A 20,387-nucleotide genomic window follows, 5' to 3' on the forward strand; every position below is an offset into this window, starting at 1 on the left:
CTCTTCTGTAGGAGCGAGCTTGCTCGCGATGCGCCAAAGCGCAAAAAAACGCCAACCCTGAGGTTGGCGTTTTTTCTTGTTGCCTACAGCTTGCAGCTCAAGGCTGCCTCACTCAGGCTTGCGGCGACCGAAACCCGGGCGCTGGCCGGAACCGGCCGGGGCGCCACGGCGCTTGCCCGACGGTGCATCCTTGTCGACCAGGACGATGCCCGGACGCTTGGACTTCGGCGCTGGCTTGGCCGGGCGCTTGGTGTCGCTCGGACGATCCGCCACTGGCGTACCGCGACCCGACTCACCACGACCGGCAGCCGGACGCGGCGCCCGTGGAGCGCGCTCGCCATCCTGGCGTGGCGCGGGCTTGCGGCCCGGACGCTCGCCTTCGATCTGCGGCTCGCGCGACGGGCGCGGAGCACCGGCGGCAGGCGCGCCATGGGCCGGACGCAGGGTCCGCACGCGCTCGCTCTTGCCCACCGGGCGCGAGGATTTGCGCTGCATGCGTTCCAGCTTGTCCTTGCTCTTGGCGTTGAGCTGCGGCAGTGCCACCGGCGTCAGGCCAACCTCGGCGCTGAGGACGTCCACTTCGTACTGGCTCATTTCGCGCCAGCGGCCCATCGGCAAGTCGGAGTTGAGGAACACCGGACCGAAACGCACGCGCTTCAGGCGGCTGACCACCAGGCCCTGGGATTCCCACAGGCGACGTACTTCACGGTTGCGGCCTTCCATCACCACGCAGTGGTACCAGTGGTTGAAACCTTCGCCACCGGGCGCCTGCTGGATGTCGGTGAACTTGGCCGGGCCGTCTTCGAGCATCACGCCGGCTTTCAGGCGCTCGATCATCTCGTCGTCGACTTCGCCACGCACACGTACCGCGTACTCACGGTCCATTTCATAGGACGGGTGCATCAGGCGGTTGGCCAGCTCACCGTCGGTGGTGAACATCAGCAGGCCGGTGGTGTTGATGTCGAGGCGACCGATATTGATCCAGCGGCCTTCCCGTGGACGCGGCAGCTTGTCGAACACGGTCGGGCGGCCTTCCGGGTCGTCACGGGTGCAGATCTCGCCGTCGGGCTTGTTGTACATGATCACGCGGCGGACCGATTCGGACGCTTCTTCGCGCTTGATCACCTTGCCATCGATGGAGATGGCGTCATGCAGGTCGACGCGCAGGCCAAGGGTGGCCTCTTTGCCATTGACCTTGATCCGGCCCTGGCTGATCCAGGACTCCACGTCGCGGCGCGAGCCGACGCCGATACGGGCGAGGACTTTCTGCAGCTTTTCGCCTGCTGGGCCGATTTCCTGTTGGTCTTGCTGATCTTCACTCATCTGGGCACCTCCCGGTGTGTCGATTCAGGCTTGAGTGGCCTGAACGGTAGTAAAAACAGGTTTTGTGGCGAAGGGATCGCCAAAGGGTCGCGAATCATACGCTCATGGCGCCGGTTGCGCATCAGAGACTAGCCGATAAGTGGCGGCCTACCGGTTTTTCCGCTGGCCGGTGGTAGCCCGACATTTGGCCGCTTGACCTGTAGGAGCGAGCGGGCGGCGATCCGGCTTGCCCGCGATCGGCAACGCCAGGGTATGCCTGGCACACCGCATCAACGTTCATCGCGAGCAAGCTTCGCTCCTACAGAAGCGTGGCGTGATCAGTCTTCCCGTTCGCGTCTTTCGTTCTCGATGGCCTCGGCCAGCGCCAGGGCTTCGGCCTCTTCGTCGCTCAACTCTGGAGCCGGCGATTCCAATGCCGCCACGGCGGCCAGCAGCTTGGCGCGGGCTTCGGCGACGCCGAGCACATCGTCATCGACTTCTTGCTCCTGCTCGTCGCCTGCGTCCGCTTCGAGTTCGGCCTCGTGCTCGGCTTCAAGCTCCGCGTCGTGCTCAACTGGCAATTCGGCTTCGGCTTCGGCACGAGTTTGCGTTTCGGGGTCGATCTCGGCGCCAACCTCGGCGTCGGCAACAAAGTCGTCCCCGGACGAGTCCACCGCGCCATCGCGATGCAGATCGTCGAAGTCGGTCTTGATCCCCTCCTCCATCGAGTCCAGTTCCAGCAGCAAGGTGTGGAAACTGGTCTCTTCCTTCGGTTCTTCCGGCTCGGCACTGGCGTCGGCCAAGGCTTGCAGGCTGGCGGGCACCGGCGCGTCGTCGAAGTCGAGGACCGGCTCGGTTTCGATCTCGCGCAGCTCGGCCAGCGGCGGCAGGTCGTCGAGGTTTTTCAGGTTGAAGTGATCGAGAAACGCCTTGGTGGTGGCGAACATCGCCGGCTTGCCCGGCACGTCACGGTAGCCGACCACCCGAATCCACTCGCGCTCCAGCAGGGTCTTGACGATCTGGCTGTTGACCGCCACGCCCCGCACATCTTCGATCTCGCCACGGGTGATCGGCTGACGGTAGGCAATCAGCGCCAGGGTTTCCAGCATCGCCCGGGAGTAACGCTGGGGCCGCTCTTCCCATAGCCGGCCGACCCAGGGCGCGAATTTTTCCCGCACCTGCAGGCGATAACCGGAGGCCACTTCCTTGAGTTCGAAGGCCCGACCTTCGCAGGATTTACCCAGAATGGTCAGAGCCTTCTTGAAGACCGCAGGGTCCGGACGCTCACCTTCCTCGAAGAGCTCGAACAGGCGCTCCATGGATTGCGGTTTTCCCGAGGCCAACAGAAAGGCTTCAAGCAGCGGCGCCAGCTCGCGGGGTTCATTCAGATTCATTGTTTCAGCTCGTTATTCGGCTCGCGCCCGCACATGGATAGCCGTGAAAGGCTCATTCTGTACCAGCTCGACCAGGGATTCCTTGACCAGCTCGAGGATCGCCATGAAGGTCACCACCACCCCCAGGCGTCCTTCTTCCGCGGTGAACAGCTCGACAAAGGGCACAAAACCACCGCCCTTGAGCCGCTCCAGTACCTCGCTCATACGCTCGCGGGTGGACAGCGCCTCGCGGCTGATCTGATGGCTTTCGAACATGTCGCCCCGGCGCAGCACCTCGGCCATGGACATCAGCACCTCTTCCAGGGCGACATCCGGCAGCAGCTTGCGCGCCCGGGCTTCCGGGGCGTCGAGCTTGGGCACTATGACGTCGCGGCCGACCCGGCTCAGGCCGTCGATGCCTTCGGCGGCGGCCTTGAAGCGCTCGTACTCCTGCAGGCGGCGGATCAGTTCGGCGCGCGGGTCTTCCTCTTCCTCTTCCACCTCGGCCGAGCGCGGCAACAGCATGCGCGACTTGATCTCGGCCAGCATGGCCGCCATCACCAGGTACTCGGCGGCCAGCTCCAGGCGCACCGACTGCATCAACTCGACATAGCCCATGTACTGGCGGGTGATTTCCGCCACCGGGATGTCGAGGATGTCGATGTTCTGTTTGCGGATCAGGTACAGCAGCAGGTCGAGCGGGCCTTCGAAGGCTTCGAGAAAGACTTCCAGGGCGTCCGGCGGGATGTACAGGTCCAGCGGCATTTCCATGACCGCCTGGCCGTAGACCATCGCAAAGGGCAGCTCCTGCTGCGCTCCGGCCTGGTCGTCAACGTGTTCCACTGCGGACATTCAGGCCTCGACCATGAAGGGAGCCGGGTCGCCGCAGCCGATACGGATCACTTCCGGCTCGCCATCGGCCAGGTTGATCACGGTGGAGGCCATGATGCCGCCAAAACCGCCATCGATGATCAGGTCGACCTGATGCTCGAGCAGTTGGCGCATTTCATAAGGATCGTTCATCGGCTCGGTTTCACCGGGCATGATCAGGCTGACGCTCATCAGCGGCTCGCCGAGCTCGGCCAGCAGCGCCAGGGCGATCGGATGGCTCGGCACCCGCAGGCCAATGGTGCGTTTCTTCGGGTGCAGCAACAACCGTGGCACTTCGCGGGTGGCGTTGAGGATGAAGGTGTAAGGCCCCGGCAGGTGAGCCTTGAGCAGGCGAAAGGTGCCGGTATCGATCTTGGCGAACAGGCCCAACTGCGACAGGTCGCTGCAGATCAGCGCAAAGTTGTGTTTGTCATCCAGTTGCCGCAGGCGCCGCACGCGCTCGACCGCGCTCTTGTCGCCGATCTGGCAGCCAATGGCGTAGGACGAGTCGGTCGGGTAGATCACCACGCCACCTGAGCGGATGATTTCGACAGCCTGTTTGATCAGGCGCGGTTGCGGGTTTTCCGGATGAATCTGGAAAAATTGACTCACATTCTCTACCTGTTCAGACGGCGGCAATAATTGGGTCATGTTTGAACCGACACCAGAGCGGCGGCAGATCCTCCGGAACAGGGCGATACTCGCCTATCTCGGACCAGCCTCCAGGGCCATGAAAATCACTGCCGGCGCTCACCAGCAGACCGAACTCCCGAGCAAGGATGGCCAGGCTGCCCACCTGCTCGGCGGGTTGATGGCCGTTGACCACCTCGATCGCGTGGCCACCTGCTTGAATATAGTCGGCAATCAGGCGGCGACGTTTGCTGCGGGTGAAATCGTAATGCCAGGGATGGGCCAGGCTGACCCAGGCCCCCGCCGCGCGTAGCGTCTCGACGGTTTCCTCGAGGGTCGGCCAGTGCTGCTTGACGTCGCCCAGCTTGCCGGCCCCCAGCCACTTGCGAAAGGCTTCGGCGCGGTCCTTCACGAAACCGGCGCGCACCAGGTAATCGGCGAAGTGCGGCCGGGCCGGCGCATTGCCGCTGTCACCCAGTTCCTGCTGGATCGCCCGAGCCCCTTCGAGGGCACCCGGCATGCCTTTGAGCGCGAGCTTGCGACTTATTTCTTCGGAACGCAGCCAGCGACCGTCGTGCAATTTGCCGATGGCTTCGACCAATGACGGCGCATTGACGTCGAAACCGTAGCCCAGCACATGAATGGTCGCCCCACCCCAGGTGCAGGACAATTCGACGCCATTGACCAGTTGCATGCCCAGTTCCCGGGCCGCGAGGCGAGCCTCGTCGAGGCCTTCCAGGGTGTCATGATCGGTCAGGGCCAGGACTCGCACGCCTTTCTCGAACGCACGCGCAACCAGAGCCGCGGGCGCCAGGGCGCCATCGGAGGCCGTGCTGTGGCAGTGCAAATCAACATTCACGGGACTGTTCAACCTCAAGTCAGCTGGCGCTTTCGCTGCCATGGATGTTTGTTATTATGCCGCCACATCCTGCTTCTGGCTGCCACTGTGAAACAATTCATCGACTTCATCCCGCTGTTCCTGTTTTTCATCGTCTACAAAATTGATCCCCGAGTCGTCGACATTGCCGGTCAACAACTGACCGTAGGCGGTATCTACAGCGCCACGGCGGTGTTGATCATCAGTTCCCTGGTGGTATACGGCGCGCTGTTCATCTCCCAGCGCAAACTGGAGAAAAGCCAGTGGCTGACCCTGGTCGCCTGCCTGGTGTTCGGCAGCCTGACCCTGGCCTTCCACAGCGAAACCTTCCTCAAATGGAAGGCGCCGGTGGTCAACTGGCTGTTCGCCCTGGCCTTTATCGGCAGCCACTTCATCGGCGACCGCCTGCTGATCAAGCGCATCATGGGCCACGCGCTGACCCTGCCGGAGCCGGTCTGGACCCGCCTGAACATCGCCTGGATCGCCTTCTTCCTGTTCTGCGGCGCCGCCAACCTGTTCGTCGCCTTCACCTTCCAGAGCATCTGGGTCGACTTCAAGGTCTTCGGCAGCCTGGGCATGACCGTGCTGTTCCTGGTCGGCCAGGGCATCTACCTGTCGCGCCATCTTCACGACACCGAACCCACCACTTCGAAAACCGAGGACTGACATGCTTTACGCAATCATTGCTACAGACGTCGCCAACTCCCTGGAAAACCGCCTGGCCGCGCGCCCGGCGCATCTGGAGCGGTTGCAGCAGCTCAAGGCCGAAGGTCGCGTGGTACTGGCCGGGCCACACCCTGCCGTCGACAGCAATGATCCCGGTGCCGCGGGCTTCACCGGCAGCCTGATCATCGCCGAATTCGACTCGCTGAGCGCCGCCCAGGCCTGGGCCGACGCCGATCCTTACGTCGCCGCCGGTGTCTATGCCAGCGTCGTGGTCAAGCCGTTCAAGCAAGTCCTGCCGTAAATCCTCTCCCGCGCGGTGAACCTTATGGGTTCATCGCGCTCTCAATCGCTCATTATTCTCGTTTGACTGCCGACAACTTGCCCAACACTCGATTGGAATCAGGAGTTCCGATGCGCCAAGCTCCGTTGTGCCTGTTGTTGGTCATGTTAACGATCGGGGCGAGCGCCTCTGCCGAAGAAACCGCGGACCCGGGACATTCCACGCCTTTGTCCCTGAGTGCCGGCAACCAGATCAGCGAATTGCAGCAACGCCTGAAAGATAGCGAGCACCAGCGCGAAGAGCTGACCCGGCAATTGCAGAGCGCCGACAGCGAGCGCGAAAGCGCCCAGCTAAGCCGCCTGCGCCAGGAGAACCAGCGCCTCAAGCTGCAACTGCGCGAGGCCCAGGCCAGTTCCGCGCCGCGCCTGCTGACCGATCAGCAGCAATGGTTCGTCACCGGCGCCGGGGTAGCGCTATTGGCCCTGCTCTGCGGTATCTTCGCCAGTGGTGGACATAGGAAGCGTCGACAATGGCTAAATTGAGTGATTCATGAGCGAGCTGTTACTGATTGACGATGACCAGGAGCTCTGCGAACTCCTGACCAGTTGGCTGGGCCAGGAAGGTTTTCAGGTACGGGCCTGCCACGATGGCCTGAGCGCCCGGCGCGCCCTGGCCGACCACGCTCCGGCGGCGGTGGTGCTGGACGTGATGCTGCCCGACGGCAGCGGCCTGGAACTGCTCAAGCAGTTGCGCAACGACCACCCGGACTTGCCGGTGCTGATGCTTTCGGCCCGCGGCGAGCCCCTGGACCGCATCCTCGGCCTGGAACTGGGCGCCGACGACTACCTGGCCAAGCCCTGCGATCCGCGTGAACTGACCGCCCGCCTGCGCGCCGTGCTGCGCCGCAGCCACCCGACCGCGGTGTCCAGCCAGATGGAGCTGGGCGACCTGTGTTTCAGCCCGGTACGCGGCGTGGTCAGCATCGACGAACAGGACATCACCCTCACCGTTTCCGAAAGCCGCCTGCTGGAAGCCTTGCTCAAGCAACCGGGCGAACCGCTGGACAAGCAGGAGCTGGCGCAGATCGCCCTGGGCCGCAAGCTGACCCTGTACGACCGCAGCCTGGACATGCACGTCAGCAACCTGCGCAAGAAGATCGGCCCGCACCCCGATGGCCGCCCGCGCATCGTCGCCCTGCGCAGCCGTGGCTACTACTACAGCCTCTGAACAGATTCCTGATCCTTGTAGCCGCTGCCGCAGGCTGCGATAGGGCCGCAGGCCCTCCTGCATTCGCAAGATCCCTGCGACCGTATCGGTCGTTCGCAGCCTCGCAGGCTCGGCAGCGGCTACAGGGGTTATGTCAGTTTCGCCAAAAACGTCTTTACCCAAGCTTTACCCTTCGCTGACCGCCGCTGACCTTGATCTCCGTAATCTGCACACATCCGGAACTGACCGGGAATGAGACAAGGAGATACACCATGCGCAAGACCCTGATCGCTCTGATGTTCGCCGCCGCCCTGCCGACCGTGGCCATGGCCATGCCGGAAGGCGCAGGTCCCATGGGTCCGATGGATGGCCCGCGCCACAGCGAACACATGCGCGGCAAAGGCCCCTACAGTCAGCTGGACCTGAGCCACGAACAGCGCCAGCAGATTCGCAAGCTGATGGGTGAGCAGATGCACGAGCGCAAAGAGCTGGTGCAGAAGTACCTGGAAAAACTGTCGCCGGCCGACCAGAAGGCCATGAAGGACGAGATCGCCGCCAAGCGCCAGAAAACCGAAGCGGATATCCGCGCCCTGCTCAAGCCGGAACAACAGAAAGAGTTTGACGCCATCCAGAAGAAACACGCTGAGCGCCGCGCCGAATGGGCCGAATTCAAGGCCTGGAAAGCGCAACAGCCGCAAAAAGCGCAATAATGCTCTAGCGCTTATCCCATAGCCCAGTGGCACCCCACTGGGCTTTCCTTGTTTGAGGACTTCCCGTGCGTTCATTGTTCTGGCGCATCCTCGCCAGCTTCTGGCTGGCCATCACCCTGGTTGCAGGGCTGTCGATTCTGCTTGGCCATATGCTGAACCAGGATGCCTGGATCCTCAGTCGCCATCCGGGCCTCAATACCCTGGCCGAGGAGTGGACGCGCACCTACGAAGAACAGGGCGAAGACGCCGCCCAGGAGATCCTCGAGCAGCGCAAGCACCAGTACCACGTCAACGTACAGGTGCTGAACGAAGCTGGCGACCCGGTGGTCCGCGGCACCTTCCCGCGCCGCGCGGCGGCCCTCGAGGCCCGGCAGAACAACGATGACCGGCGCCTGCCCTGGCGGCGCCTGACCGCCGAATACACCAGCCCGAAAACCGGCGACACCTACCTGCTGATCTATCGCATTCCCCACCCGGAACTGGACGCCTGGCACCGCGACAGCCTGCTGTGGCCGCTGAGCGCCCTGACCATCGCGCTGGTGGTGTTGACCCTGTTCAGCCTGCTGGTGACCCTGTCCATCACCCGCCCCCTCAGCCGTTTGCGCGGTGCGGTGCATGACCTGGGGCAAACCACTTACCAGCAGAACAGCCTGGCTCGCCTGGCCGCCCGCCGCGACGAATTCGGCGTGCTGGCCAAGGACTTCAACCGCATGGGTTCGCGCCTGCAAAGCCTGATCGGCAGCCAGCGCCAGCTGCTGCGCGATGTCTCCCATGAGCTGCGCTCGCCGCTGGCGCGCCTGCGCATCGCCCTGGCGCTGGCCGAACGCGCCACGGCCGAGGAACGCGAGCGCCTGTGGCCGCGCCTGACCCGCGAGTGCGATCGCCTGGAAGCACTGATCAGCGAAATCCTGGTGCTGGCCCGGGTCGATGCCGACAACGCCAGCGCCGAAGAGGTGGACCTCAATGCCCTGCTCGACAACCTGCTGAAAGATGCCCAACTGGCCTGTCCGGAACAGCCGGTGAAGATCCAGGCCGAATCACCGCTCAGCCTCAAGGGCTGGCCGACCATGATCGAACGGGCGCTGGACAATCTGCTGCGCAATGCCCAGCGCTTCAACCCGGCCGGACAGCCGATCGAAGTGCGGGCATTGCGTCAGGGAGACCGAATTGTGCTCAGCGTGCGCGATCACGGCCCCGGGGTGGAAGCCGAACATTTGCGTCAGTTGGGCGAACCCTTCTACCGCGCCCCGGGCCAGACCGCGCCGGGTCACGGACTGGGCCTGGCCATCGCCCGGCGCGCCGCGGAACGCCACGGCGGCAGCCTGACCCTGGACAATCATCCCCAGGGCGGCTTTATCGCCAGCCTGGAGTTGCCGTTGGTGCCTGACGTTACTGCCCAGGCCTGAGAAGCTTCGCGGGCAAGTCGGATCGCCGCCCGCTCGCTCCTGCAGACTCGCGTCGTTCACCTATCTGGCGAACGGCACTAACTTGTAGGAGCGAGGCTTGCCCGCGATTAGCTATCCGCGACACTGCAACTCTACGATCAGGCCTTGCCTGACCAGGCACTGACGAACTCCGCCGTATCCACCTTGGGCGCGACCCGTGGCTCGTTCAGCGGCGTGCCCAGGTACAGGAAGGCGATGATTTCTTCACCGTCGCCCAGGCCGAGCCCCTTGGCCACATGGGGCGAATAGGACAGCTCGCCGGTACGCCACACCGCACCGATCCCCTGGGCGTAGGCCGCCAGCAGGATGCCGTGGGCAGCACAGCCGGCCGCCAGCCGCTGCTCCGATTTCGGCACCTTGACGTGCTCCTGCAAGCGGGCCACTACAACCACCACCAACGGCGCGCGCAGCGGCATGGCACGGGCCTTGTCCAGGGCCGCCTGGGTCACTTCGCCACCCTGCAATTGCACCGCTTCCACCAGCAGCTCGCCCAACTGTTCACGGGCCGCGCCTTCCACCGTCAGAAAGCGCCAAGGCCGCAACTGGCCGTGATCCGGGGCGCGCAATGCCGCCGCGAACAGCGCTTCGCGTTGCGCCGCCGTCGGCGCCGGGTCCACCAGACGCGGTACGGAAACACGGTTGAGCAATGCGTCGAGAGCCTCCATCGGCCACCTCCTGAAAAAAATGTCCGGCCATTCTACCGATAAGTGCCTTCCGGGTGCCGGTTTACATGCTCCGCACCGCAGGTAGAATGGCGCCCTCCTTATCAGCCCCGAGCGGACCTCATGGCGTTGCCGACCCTACGGATCATTGGTTTCATCATCGGCATTTTCCTGATCACCCTGGCCATCGCCATGGTCATTCCGATGGCGACGCTGGTGCTGTTCGAGCGCACCGGCGACCTGCCGTCGTTCCTCTGGGCCAGCATGATCACCTTCATCGCCGGCCTGGCCCTGGTGATACCCGGGCGCCCGGAGCATGTGCACCTGCGTCCGCGGGACATGTACCTGCTGACGGTGTCCAGCTGGCTGGTGGTGTGCATCTTCGCCGCCCTGCCGTTTTTGCTGACCCAGCACATCAGCTACACCGACTCGTTCTTTGAAAGCATGTCCGGCATCACCGCCACCGGCGCCACCGTGCTCAGCGGCCTGGACACCATGTCGCCGGGCATCCTGATGTGGCGTTCCCTGCTGCACTGGCTCGGCGGCATCGGCTTCATCGGCATGGCGGTGGCGATCCTGCCGCTGCTGCGCATCGGTGGCATGCGCCTGTTCCAGACCGAATCCTCGGACCGCTCGGAAAAGGTCATGCCGCGTTCGCACATGGTGGCGCGGCTGATCGTGGCGGCCTATGTCGGCATCACCATTCTCGGCAGCCTGGCCTTCTGGTGGGCCGGGATGAGCCTGTTCGACGCGATCAACCACGCGATGTCGGCGATTTCCACCGGTGGCTTCTCCACCTCCGACAGCTCGCTGGCGCACTGGCCGCAACCGGCGGTGCACTGGGTGGCGGTGGTGGTCATGATCCTCGGCAGCCTGCCGTTCACCCTGTACGTCGCCACCCTGCGCGGCAACCGCCGGGCGCTGATCAAGGACCAGCAGGTCCAGGGCTTGCTCGGCATGCTGCTGGTGACCTGGCTGGTGCTCGGCACCTGGTACTGGTGGACCACCCAGCTGCATTGGCTGGAAGCCCTGCGTCACGTCGCGCTGAACGTCACCTCGGTGGTCACCACCACCGGTTTCGCCCTGGGCGACTACAGCCTGTGGGGCAACTTCTCGCTGATGCTGTTCTTTTACCTGGGCTTCGTCGGCGGCTGTTCCGGCTCGACCGCCGGCGGGATCAAGATTTTCCGCTTCCAGGTCGCCTACATCCTGCTCAAGGCCAACTTGAACCAGCTGATCCACCCGCGCGCGGTAATCAAGCAGAAATACAACGGTCACCGCCTCGACGAGGAAATCGTCCGTTCGATCCTGACCTTCTCGTTCTTCTTCGCCATCACCATCTGCGTGATCGCCCTGGCGCTGTCGCTGCTGGGTGTGGACTGGATGACCGCCCTGACCGGTGCGGCCAGTACGGTGTCGGGGGTGGGCCCGGGCCTGGGCGAAACCATCGGCCCAGCCGGCAACTTCGCCACCCTGCCGGACGCCGCCAAGTGGATTCTGTCCCTGGGCATGCTGCTCGGCCGGCTGGAGATCATCACCGTATTCGTGTTGTGTATTCCGGCATTCTGGCGTCACTGATGGAGACCGAGGACTCCTGCAGCCGCGCCCGGTATTCGCCGGGCGTGGCATCGAACCAGCGGCGGAAAGCGCGGAAAAAGTTACTCGGGTCGGCAAACCCCAACAGATAGGCAATTTCCAGCAGGGTCATGCTCGGCTGCGCCAGGTACTGCTCGGCCAGCTCACGGCGGGTGTCGTCGAGCAGGGTCTGGAAACTGGTGCCCTCCTCCTGCAACCGCCGTTGCAGGGTGCGCTGGGACAGGTGCAGGGTCTGGGCCACGGCTTCGCGTTTCGGCTCGCCCTGGGGCAACAACCGGCACAGCGCCTGGCGCGCCTTGTGCGTCACCCGGCTTTCGGAGAACCGCGCCAGGTATTCACCGGCAAAACGGTCATGCAGCAACGCCATGGCCTCATTGGCGGTCGGCAATGGCGCTTCCAGATCGGCACGCTCGAAAATCAACGCATCGTAAGGCGCGTTGAACACCAGCGGCGCATGAAACGCCCGCTTGTAGGGCTCCAGATCGACCGGCACAGCCCCCTGCATCAGCACCTGGCGCGGCTGCAGCGTACGCCCGGTCAACCAGCCACACAGCGCCAGCGCACAGGCCAGCGAGGCTTCGGCACTTTGCCGGGTCGGCGGCAGATGATCGCCGTGCACCGTCAGAATCAGCGCATAACCTTCAGGTAAAAGCCGGAAACTCAGATCAGCGCTTTCCGCGATGATCCGCTGGTAGCGCACCAGGCGCTGGAACCCCTCGGCCAGGGTACGACTGGACATCAGGGCATATCCGGCCACGTTGAAGGAGGCCGGGCGCACCACCTTGCCCATGTTCAGGCCGATCGCCGGGTTGCCGGACTGTTCCACCGCACGCTGCCATAGACGCGTCATCGAGTCCTGCGGGAAACGCGCGTCCGGATCGTCCAGCGCGGCATAGTCGAGCCCGATCTGCTTGAACAATGCACGGCAATCCAGGCCGTCCATCTCCAGAGCTTTGACAATTCCCATCGCCCAGCTTGCAGAAGTCGTTCGTTCGCTCATGGTGGGTTCTTTTACATGATGAGCCGCATGCCACGGCCGATTTCTCAAGGATACTAAAGTGGCGCCTATTGTCACTGGCCCCAGCCATTGATGACTCTAGACTCAAATAAGCTCCCCGCAGAGCGTCCCGCTGACAGAACAACAACCACAGAGATCGCAGTCGTGGATAACATCAAGCAATTCAACAGCTTCGCCGAGTTCTATCCCTATTACCTGAGCGAACACAGCAACAGCACCTGCCGCCGCCTGCACTTCGTGGGCACGACCCTGGTGATCTTCATCCTCGCCTTCGCCATCGGCAAAGGCGCCTGGCTGTTGCTGCTGGCCCTGCCGGTGGCCGGCTACAGCTTCGCCTGGGTCGGTCATTTCTTCTTCGAGAAGAACCGCCCGGCCACCTTCCAGCATCCGCTCTACAGCCTTCTGGGCGATTTCGTCATGTACCGCGACATGCTGACCGGCAAGGTGCCGTTCTAGGCCTGGCCGGACAGCAAGCCGTCCCGCGCAGCCAGTGCAGGATTGGATCCAAGGCATAGACTCCAATCATTGCGCAAAAAACAACAAGAGGATTGCCGATGAACGCTCACGCCCGTTTCACCCACATGAAGGATGGCACCCAGGAAGACTGGGCGATCATCGCCGCGGATTTCAGCGCCTATGCCAAGCAGTTGCCGGCGCGCATCGTGGCGCATCTGAAGCTGCTCGAGGGCGATTTTGGCGGCTTCCCGGTGGACCGCCTGACCCACTCGCTGCAAACCGCCAGCCGGGCCTGGCATGACGGCCGCGATGAGGAATACGTGGTCTGCGCCCTGCTTCACGACATCGGCGACACCCTGGGCTCCTACAATCACCCGGACATCGCCGCGGCGATCCTCAAGCCCTTCGTCAGCCCCGAGAACCTGTGGATGGTGGAGAAGCACGGGATTTTCCAGGGCTACTACTTCTTCCATCACCTGGGCATGGACCGGCACCTGCGCGAGCAATTCAAGGACCACCCGCTGTATCTGCGGACCGCCGAATTCTGTGCCAAGTACGACGCCGCGGCATTCGATCCAGAGTACGACAGTCTGCCCCTGAGCTTTTTCGAACCCATGCTCGAACGCCTGTTCGCCCAGCCGAAAAACTCGATCTACAAGGCAGCCATGCAGGAACACGCGCCGGCCTGAGGCCTGCTGCGCAGGCCATCGCGGGCAAGCCTCGCTCCTACGGTTAGAGTAGGAGCGAGGCTTGCCCGCGATAACCTCAGATCAGGCGACCGAACCCTCAAGCCAGCTCCGCCACCTTGGCCAGTTCGGCCTTGCGCTGCGCCTCCCGCGCCTGGGCATCGGCCAGGCGATACAGCTCGATGCTGCCGTCCCAGTGCTCGATCAGGGCGGTGCACGACTCGACCCAATCCCCGCAGTTGAGGTAGTCCACCTCGCCGACCTTGCGGATCTCGGCATGGTGAATGTGCCCGCACACCACGCCGTGCAGCTCGCGCTTCACGCATTCGTGAGCGATGGCTTCCTCGAAGTCGCTGATGAAGCTGACCGCGGTCTTGACCTTGTGCTTTAAGTAGGCCGACAACGACCAGTAACCGTAGCCGTAGCGCGCCCGCCAGTGATTCAGCCAGCGATTGAGGGTCAGGGTGAACTCGTAGGCCGAGTCGCCGAGAAAGGCCAGCCAGCGGTGGTAGCGGGTGATGACATCGAACTGGTCGCCATGGATCACCAGCAGGTGCCGGCCGTCGGCGGTGACGTGCACCGCCTCGTCCACCAACTGGATATTGCCCAGGATCAGCTTCGAATAGCGGCGCAGGAATTCGTCGTGGTTGCCGGTGACATAGATCACCTCGGTGCCGCGCTTGCTCATGGTCAGCAGGCGGCGGATCACATTGGTGTGTGCCTGGGGCCAGTACATGCCGCCGCGCAGTTTCCAGCCGTCGATGATGTCGCCGACCAGATAGATCCGGTCGGCGTGATAGCCCTTGAGGAACTGCGACAGATGCTCCGCCTGACAGTCCCGGGTGCCCAGATGCACATCGGAAATCCACAAGGTGCGCACGCGTTGTTTACGGCTGGGTCTGGCGAGTTCGGCACTGGTCATGGGCACACTCCTGCATTTTCTGCGAGCTTGCACCCGGGCGATTAATCGCCTGTGACAGAAATACGGCAGTCCGATGACAGCGCTTGCCCCCAGGCCGCCGGTGTAGACTGCCGTTCTGCCAAGGAGACTGCGATGAGACCGATCCTCACGCTACGCCAATACAGCCACGACCTGATCGTCCACAGCCACGAACACGCGCAACTGGTGTTCGGCCTGTCGGGCCAGCTCGACTTCGAGGTCGACGGCCAGGGCAGCCAGGTGGTCCAGCAGAGCTTCGTGGTGGTGCCCTCCGGCGCCCACCATGCCTGCGGCAGCCCCAACGGCAGTCGCTGCCTGGTGCTCGACGTACCTGACGAACATTGGCTGGTGCAGTCGCTGGGCGATCATGCCGATGCCAGTCGCCGCCTGCTCGACAACGCCGGGCGCCTGCCCCTGGATACGGCGCAGAGCCAACTGGTCAACTGGCTGGCCGGCAGCCCGGTCAACGACCCGCTGATTGCCCAGCAAGGCGCCGTGCTGTTGCTGGCCAGCCTCAACCAGGCCAGCCCCGCCAGCGTCGGCGGCCGACGCCTGCCCTATGCCGCCCTGAATGCCCATATCGACCAACACGCCGCCCATCCGCTACAGGTGGCCGACCTGGCGCGGATCGCCGGGCTGTCCAGCGCTCGCCTGCATGCACGGTTTGTCGCCGAATGCGGGCAGACGCCGATGGACTACATCCGTAGCCGGCGCCTGCACATGGCCGCCGGCCTGTTGCGCGACTCGGCACTGCCCATCGGTGAAATCGCCAGTCGCGTCGGCTACAGCTCCCAGAGTGCTTTCGCCGCGGCGGTGCTGCGCGAGTTTGGCGTCTCCCCCGGCAAGCTGCGACGCACCACAGGCCACCGCTAGGCTGTCGACAAAAAACGCGAGGATCGCGACAGACCGGATCCCGCCAGGCTTTTAGACTGGCACCGCTCCGCTCAACCGTCTTGAAGGATTGAAATGACTCCGCGTACTGCCCTTGGCGCCCTGCATATCGGCGCATTGATGTTCGGCCTCACCGGTGTATTCGGCAAACTCGCCGCCGCTTCGCCGGCCATCATCGTCTTCGGGCGCGCGGCGTTCGCGGTGCTCGCCCTGGCGTTCTTCGCCCGCTGCGCCAGCAGCATCCGCTGGCAACGGCTACAGGCTACGGACTGGTGGCGCCTGCTGCTCAGCGGCCTGCTGCTGGCCGGGCACTGGGTGAGTTTCTTCATCGCGGTGAAAGTCGCAGGCGTGGCCATCGCCACCCTGGGTTTCGCCAGCTTCCCGGCCTTCACTGTGATCCTCGAGGGGCTGATTTTCCGCGAGCGCATCCGCCTCAACGAAATCGTTTTGGTGGCACTGGTCAGCGTCGGCCTGGTGCTGGTCACGCCGGACTTCGACCTCGCCAGCCAAGCCACCAGCGGGCTGCTCTGGGCCGTGGGGTCGGGCCTGCTGTTCGCCCTGCTGTCGCTGAACAACCGCGCCAGTTCGGCGCGCATCCCGGCGGTGCAGGCAGCGCTGTGCCAGAACGTGGTGGTTGCCTTGTGCCTGCTGCCGGTGGCGGCGCCGGGCCTGAGCGAGGTGCGCGCCATCGACTGGTTATGGATCAGCCTGCTCGGCATCTTCTGCACCGGCCTGGCCCACAGCCTGTTCGTCGCCAGCCTCGCGGTGATCAAGGCGCGCACCGCGGCGGTGGTGTTTGCCCTGGAGCCGGTCTACGGGATTACCGTGGCCTGGCTGCTGTTCAACGAAACGCCGACGCTGCGCATGCTGATCGGCGGCGTCTTGATCATCTTCGCCATCGTGGTCTCCAGCAGCCTGTCCGGCTCAAGCAAAAAAACCGTAGCAGCAGAAGCAGCGTCTCACTGAGTGCGGTCGTTGTGACCGAGGTCGCGCTGCGGGTCGATCTGGTCGCGCACCCGCTGCTTGAGCACCTTGGCTTCGGGGAAACCGCCATCGGCCTTGCGCTCCCAGATCTGTACGCCGTCGCAGGTAATGCGGAACGTGCCGCCGGTGGCCGGTTCCAGGGACACCTTGCCCAGGTCGTCGCTGAAGGTGCTCAGCAGTTCCTGGGCCAGCCAGGCGGCGCGCAGCAGCCACTGGCACTGGGTGCAATAGGTGATGACCACTTCCGGTTTACGTTCTGTCATGGTGCTGCCGACTCCTGGGCTCAAGGGCGTCGTTATAATAGCCGCCTTTATCGCTCGCCCCGAGATCCATGATGCGTCGTTTGCTGTCCTGCCTGCTCCTGTGTTTGCTCCCCGTGTTCCTGCACGCCGCCGAGGCGCCACGGCCGAAGATCGGCCTGGTGTTGTCCGGTGGCGCGGCCCGTGGCCTGGCACATATCGGCGTGCTCAAGGCCCTGGAAGAGCAAGGCGTGAAGATCGATGCGATTGCCGGTACCAGCATGGGCGCGGTGATCGGCGGGCTGTATGCCTCGGGCTACAAGATCGACGAGCTGGAAAAACTGGCCCTGGGCATCGACTGGCAACAGGCGCTGTCCGACGCGCCGCCTCGGGAAGACATACCCTTTCGGCGCAAGCAGGACGACCGCGACTTCCTGGTGAAACAGAAACTCAGCTTCCGTGACGACGGCAGCCTCGGCCTGCCGCTGGGGGTGATCCAGGGCCAGAACCTGGCGCTGCTGCTGGAAAGCATGCTGGCCCACGCCAGCGACACCCGGGACTTCGACAAATTGCCGATCCCCTTCCGCGCGGTCGCCACGGACATCGCCAGTGGCGAGAAAGTGGTATTTCGCAAGGGCCACCTGCCCCGGGTGATTCGCGCCAGCATGTCGATCCCGGCGGTGTTCGCCCCGGTGGAGATGGATGGCCGGCTGCTGGTGGACGGTGGCATGACCGACAACATTCCGCTGGATGTGGCCCGTGATATGGGCGTGGACATCGCTATTGTGGTCGACATCGGCACCCCGCTGCGCTCGCGCCAGCAACTGGCGACCGTGGTCGATGTGCTGAACCAGTCGATCACCTTGATGACCCGGCGCAACTCCGAGGAACAACTGGCGTCCCTGCACAAGAGCGACGTGCTGATCCAGCCTCCCCTGGCCAGTTTCGGGGTCACCGACTTCGGCCGCGCCCAGGAAATGATCGACGCCGGCTACCGCGCCACCCGCATCCTCGACGCACGCCTGGCGCCGCTGCGCCGGGCCGAACCTATGGATGCCGAACTCAGCGCCGCGCGCACGCCCAGCCAGCGCACCCCGATCATCACCGCAATCCGGGTGGAAAACGACTCGAAGGTCAGCGACGACGTGATCCGCTACTACATCCGCCAGCATATCGGCGAGCCTCTGGACCTGGGCCGGCTGCAGACCGACATGGGCACGCTGTACGGCCTGGACTACTTCGAGCAGGTGCAATACCGCGTGGTCCACAAAGGCAATGACCACACCCTGGTGATCAACGCCCGGGGCAAACGCAGCGGCACCGACTACCTGCGCCTGGGGCTGAACCTGTCCGACGACATGCGCGGCGACAGCGCCTTCAACCTGGGCGCCAGCTACCGGGTCAACGGCATCAACAGCCTCGGCGCCGAATGGCTGACCCGGGTGCAGATCGGCGATCAGCAGGAGCTCTACAGCGAGTTCTATCAGCCATTGGATGTCGGCTCGCGCTACTTCATCGCGCCTTACATCGGCATCGAATCGCAGAATATCGAAGCCGTGCTGGATAACGACCCGATCGCCGAATACCGCCTGGAGCGCTACGGTTTCGGCCTCAATATCGGGCGCCAGATCGGCAACAGCGGCGAGATCCGCTTCGGCGTCGGCGAGGCCTGGGGCAAGGCCGATGTGCGCGTCGGCGACCAGGACCTGCCCAGCGAAAGCTTCAACGAGGGCTACTACGAACTGCGCTACTCGTTCGACTCCCTGGACAATGTCTACTTCCCGCACGCGGGCGAGGACATCGGCCTGTCGCTGCGCCAGTTCGAACCCAGCCTGGGCTCGGACAAACGCTACCGGCAGTGGGAGTTCAAGCTGGACAAGGCCCTGAGCAGCGGTCCGAACACCTTTATCCTCGGCAGTCGGTATGGCCGGACCCTGGATGAGGCCGAAGTGGTGACCTCAAGCTTCGTGCTCGGCGGCGCCCGCCAGCTGTCGGGCTTCCGCCAGGACGCCCTGTCGGGCCAGAACATCAGCCTGATGCGGGGCGTCTACTACCGGCGGCTGACACCCCGCTCCTACCTGCCCCTGGACTTCCCGCTGTATATCGGCGGCTCCCTGGAGCGAGGGCGGGCCTGGAACAACGACAACGAGTTCGACAGCGGCTATATCAACGCCGCCAGCGTCTTCCTCGGCTTCGACACGCCGCTGGGGCCACTGAATTTCAGTTATGGCATCAACGACGACAACCAGAAAGCGGTCTACCTCAACTTGGGCCAGACGTTCTGAGTCTCAGTGTCCGACTCAGCCTTGGTGGCGGAGCCCGGCTCGTCTGGCTCTTCCAGGCGCCAGACGATCGAGTCGGCATTGAAGGGCGCCGGTGTGGCAGCGGGAGACGCCGGAACGCTGGCGGGCTCGGACGGTGCGATCAGGTCCCAGTCGACATCGATCGAAGGCTCGCGATCGGCAAGCCGATCTCCTGCCACGGGCTGTACCGGAGCAACCGGGGGCGTTGATCTCAACGACTCCTGGGCTGCCACTGTCGTCACAGCAGTGGCCAGCGTTCGTGTGGGCCGGTTCTCGGGGGTCAACCGCGCTTCCGCTACGGCTGCGGACTGACGACGGCGACGCATGACCAACAGCACCAGCAAGGCCATCAACAACAAGGCGGCAAACATCAGCCAGGGATTCGAGCCTTCGGCCTCTGGCGCCTGTTCGGTTGGCGGAGGTGGACTGACGGCGGTGGGCGTCGCGGGTACAGGTGCGGAAGCCGGAACGGGATTATCAGCAGGCTTGCTCCGGACTTCGGCCAACTGACGTTGCAGCTCCACCAGCTGTTGCTGCTGGCGCGCCAGTTGTTCGTCCCGCTGCTGCAATGTGTTCTGCAGCGCTCGGGCCTGGTCCTGCAATTGCTGGTTGGCCTGCAGGGCTTGCGCCAACTGTCCGGCCACCGGATCAACCGCCTTGGCCGCCGCTGGGGGAGCCTGGGTGGCAATCGTCGGTTCAGGTTTCGCGACCTCCCTGGCCGGGGCCGGCACTATCTCGGGGCTGCCCGGGGGATCGATCAGCAGCGTGTATTCGCGCAACTGCCGGCCATTGGCCTGGTTCACCTGCAACAGGAAATCCAGGAACGGCTCGTTCACCGGCTTGCTCGACACCACCCGGATCACCCTGCGTTCACCCCGCAGGATCGGGGTAAAGCGCAAGTCCTCGAGAAACGGCAAGCGCTCGACACCGGCCTGCTTGAACTCGCCGGCCGTCGCCAGGCTGACCGCCAACTCGCCCTCCTCCAGGCCTTGCGCCTGCACCAGGGCGATCTCCGCCTCCAGCGGCTGGTTCAGCGCCGAATGCACGGTGATTTCGCCCAGGCCTACCGCCGAGGCCAGGGACGAATACAGGGTCGCCAGCAACAGCAGAAGGAGCCAGGGACGATTTCCCAGGCAAGATGACCCGACGGAGCCGCGCAGAGCGGCCAGCAGACTCTGGAACATGAGCAACCTTTTTTGAGGACCGAAAGCGACCACAGCGGCGATACGCTGGCTGCGCATGCCGCTGTGGAC

The 20,387-nt window shown here is 64.0% G+C and carries 22 protein-coding genes; 12 read left to right on the forward strand and 10 right to left on the reverse strand.

All coding sequences use genetic code 11. The annotated features are described in order from the left end of the window. Positions 1–108: 108 nt before the first annotated feature. The 5 genes from rluB to PVZ80_RS25150 form a co-directional block, all read right to left on the reverse strand. Positions 109–1,323 (reverse strand): 23S rRNA pseudouridine(2605) synthase RluB, encoded by a 1,215-nt coding sequence (gene rluB, locus PVZ80_RS25130; protein WP_016702275.1) that lies wholly within the window; start codon positions 1,321–1,323, stop codon positions 109–111. Between the two features lie 317 nt (positions 1,324–1,640). Next, on the reverse strand, positions 1,641–2,696 hold the full coding sequence (scpB, locus tag PVZ80_RS25135) for an SMC-Scp complex subunit ScpB (RefSeq protein WP_273864720.1): 1,056 nt from the start codon (positions 2,694–2,696) through the stop codon (positions 1,641–1,643). Positions 2,697–2,708: 12 nt separating this feature from the next. Next, on the reverse strand, positions 2,709–3,407 hold the full coding sequence (locus PVZ80_RS25140) for a segregation and condensation protein A (RefSeq protein WP_172667002.1): 699 nt from the start codon (positions 3,405–3,407) through the stop codon (positions 2,709–2,711). Positions 3,408–3,527: 120 nt separating this feature from the next. Beyond that, positions 3,528–4,157: an L-threonylcarbamoyladenylate synthase gene (locus PVZ80_RS25145; RefSeq protein WP_009042694.1), complete on the reverse strand. Its 630-nt coding sequence runs from the start codon at positions 4,155–4,157 to the stop codon at positions 3,528–3,530. Between the two features lie 13 nt (positions 4,158–4,170). Next, positions 4,171–5,034 carry a PHP domain-containing protein gene (locus PVZ80_RS25150; RefSeq protein ID WP_009047660.1) on the reverse strand — a complete coding sequence of 288 codons (864 nt, stop codon included), beginning with the start codon at positions 5,032–5,034 and terminating at the stop codon, positions 4,171–4,173. A gap of 87 nt (positions 5,035–5,121) precedes the next feature. On the opposite strand from PVZ80_RS25150, the gene PVZ80_RS25155 reads away from it, so the two are divergent. From PVZ80_RS25155 to PVZ80_RS25180, 6 genes are all read left to right on the forward strand, one after another. Then, positions 5,122–5,718, forward strand: a complete 597-nt coding sequence (locus PVZ80_RS25155) for a septation protein A (protein WP_009047659.1) — start codon at positions 5,122–5,124, stop codon at positions 5,716–5,718. Position 5,719: 1 nt separating this feature from the next. Continuing rightward, entirely contained in the window at positions 5,720–6,019 is a 300-nt protein-coding gene (locus PVZ80_RS25160; RefSeq protein ID WP_009047658.1) for a YciI family protein, read from the forward strand. 110 nt (positions 6,020–6,129) lie between these two features. Then, positions 6,130–6,540: a translation initiation factor 2 gene (locus PVZ80_RS25165; RefSeq protein ID WP_009047657.1), complete on the forward strand. Its 411-nt coding sequence runs from the start codon at positions 6,130–6,132 to the stop codon at positions 6,538–6,540. A 7-nt stretch (positions 6,541–6,547) separates the two neighbouring features. Further along, a complete protein-coding gene (locus PVZ80_RS25170; RefSeq protein WP_009047656.1) occupies positions 6,548–7,225 on the forward strand; it encodes a response regulator transcription factor in 678 nt (225 codons plus the stop codon). A 251-nt stretch (positions 7,226–7,476) separates the two neighbouring features. Beyond that, on the forward strand, positions 7,477–7,914 hold the full coding sequence (locus tag PVZ80_RS25175; protein ID WP_009047655.1) for a Spy/CpxP family protein refolding chaperone: 438 nt from the start codon (positions 7,477–7,479) through the stop codon (positions 7,912–7,914). 65 nt (positions 7,915–7,979) lie between these two features. Beyond that, the gene (locus PVZ80_RS25180) at positions 7,980–9,320 is read left to right on the forward strand and encodes a sensor histidine kinase (protein ID WP_041987069.1); all 1,341 of its coding nucleotides are present in this window, start codon (positions 7,980–7,982) and stop codon (positions 9,318–9,320) included. A gap of 137 nt (positions 9,321–9,457) precedes the next feature. Here the strand turns inward: PVZ80_RS25180 and PVZ80_RS25185 are convergent, their stop codons facing one another. Continuing rightward, positions 9,458–10,024 carry a nitroreductase family protein gene (locus PVZ80_RS25185; RefSeq protein WP_009047653.1) on the reverse strand — a complete coding sequence of 189 codons (567 nt, stop codon included), beginning with the start codon at positions 10,022–10,024 and terminating at the stop codon, positions 9,458–9,460. Between the two features lie 120 nt (positions 10,025–10,144). Here PVZ80_RS25185 and PVZ80_RS25190 point away from each other — a divergent pair, with 120 nt between their 5' ends. Then, entirely contained in the window at positions 10,145–11,599 is a 1,455-nt protein-coding gene (locus tag PVZ80_RS25190) for a TrkH family potassium uptake protein (protein ID WP_009047652.1), read from the forward strand. Here the strand turns inward: PVZ80_RS25190 and PVZ80_RS25195 are convergent. Beyond that, entirely contained in the window at positions 11,556–12,617 is a 1,062-nt protein-coding gene (locus tag PVZ80_RS25195) for an AraC family transcriptional regulator (RefSeq protein WP_273864721.1), read from the reverse strand. The two genes, PVZ80_RS25190 and PVZ80_RS25195, sit on opposite strands and share 44 nt — an antisense overlap. 162 nt (positions 12,618–12,779) lie before the next feature. Here PVZ80_RS25195 and PVZ80_RS25200 point away from each other — a divergent pair, with 162 nt between their 5' ends. Beyond that, positions 12,780–13,091, forward strand: coding sequence for a DUF962 domain-containing protein (locus PVZ80_RS25200; RefSeq protein ID WP_007929744.1), 312 nt, complete (start codon positions 12,780–12,782; stop codon positions 13,089–13,091). Positions 13,092–13,189: 98 nt separating this feature from the next. Beyond that, positions 13,190–13,780 (forward strand): HD domain-containing protein, encoded by a 591-nt coding sequence (locus PVZ80_RS25205; RefSeq protein WP_028681954.1) that lies wholly within the window; start codon positions 13,190–13,192, stop codon positions 13,778–13,780. Between the two features lie 97 nt (positions 13,781–13,877). Here the strand turns inward: PVZ80_RS25205 and PVZ80_RS25210 are convergent, their stop codons facing one another. Next, positions 13,878–14,699 (reverse strand): UDP-2,3-diacylglucosamine diphosphatase, encoded by an 822-nt coding sequence (locus PVZ80_RS25210; RefSeq protein ID WP_041987066.1) that lies wholly within the window; start codon positions 14,697–14,699, stop codon positions 13,878–13,880. Between the two features lie 132 nt (positions 14,700–14,831). Between PVZ80_RS25210 and PVZ80_RS25215 the strand changes: the two genes are divergently transcribed. Both PVZ80_RS25215 and PVZ80_RS25220 read left to right on the forward strand, forming a co-directional pair. Continuing rightward, positions 14,832–15,590 (forward strand): helix-turn-helix transcriptional regulator, encoded by a 759-nt coding sequence (locus tag PVZ80_RS25215; protein WP_009047649.1) that lies wholly within the window; start codon positions 14,832–14,834, stop codon positions 15,588–15,590. A gap of 93 nt (positions 15,591–15,683) precedes the next feature. Then, on the forward strand, positions 15,684–16,574 hold the full coding sequence (locus tag PVZ80_RS25220; RefSeq protein WP_009047648.1) for a DMT family transporter: 891 nt from the start codon (positions 15,684–15,686) through the stop codon (positions 16,572–16,574). Here PVZ80_RS25220 and PVZ80_RS25225 read toward each other — a convergent pair. Next, positions 16,568–16,855, reverse strand: a complete 288-nt coding sequence (locus PVZ80_RS25225; RefSeq protein WP_009047647.1) for a SelT/SelW/SelH family protein — start codon at positions 16,853–16,855, stop codon at positions 16,568–16,570. The two genes, PVZ80_RS25220 and PVZ80_RS25225, sit on opposite strands and share 7 nt — an antisense overlap. A gap of 71 nt (positions 16,856–16,926) precedes the next feature. On the opposite strand from PVZ80_RS25225, the gene PVZ80_RS25230 reads away from it, so the two are divergent. Continuing rightward, on the forward strand, positions 16,927–19,116 hold the full coding sequence (locus PVZ80_RS25230; RefSeq protein WP_273864728.1) for a patatin-like phospholipase family protein: 2,190 nt from the start codon (positions 16,927–16,929) through the stop codon (positions 19,114–19,116). Here the strand turns inward: PVZ80_RS25230 and PVZ80_RS25235 are convergent. After that, on the reverse strand, positions 19,089–20,318 hold the full coding sequence (locus PVZ80_RS25235; RefSeq protein WP_028681955.1) for a type IV pilus assembly protein FimV: 1,230 nt from the start codon (positions 20,316–20,318) through the stop codon (positions 19,089–19,091). The two genes, PVZ80_RS25230 and PVZ80_RS25235, sit on opposite strands and share 28 nt — an antisense overlap. Between the last annotated feature and the right edge of the window lie 69 nt (positions 20,319–20,387).

The sequence above is a fragment of the Pseudomonas sp. B3G-3 genome (assembly GCF_028640915.1).
In the GTDB taxonomy this organism is placed as follows: Bacteria; Pseudomonadota; Gammaproteobacteria; order Pseudomonadales; family Pseudomonadaceae; genus Aquipseudomonas; species Aquipseudomonas chlororaphis_I.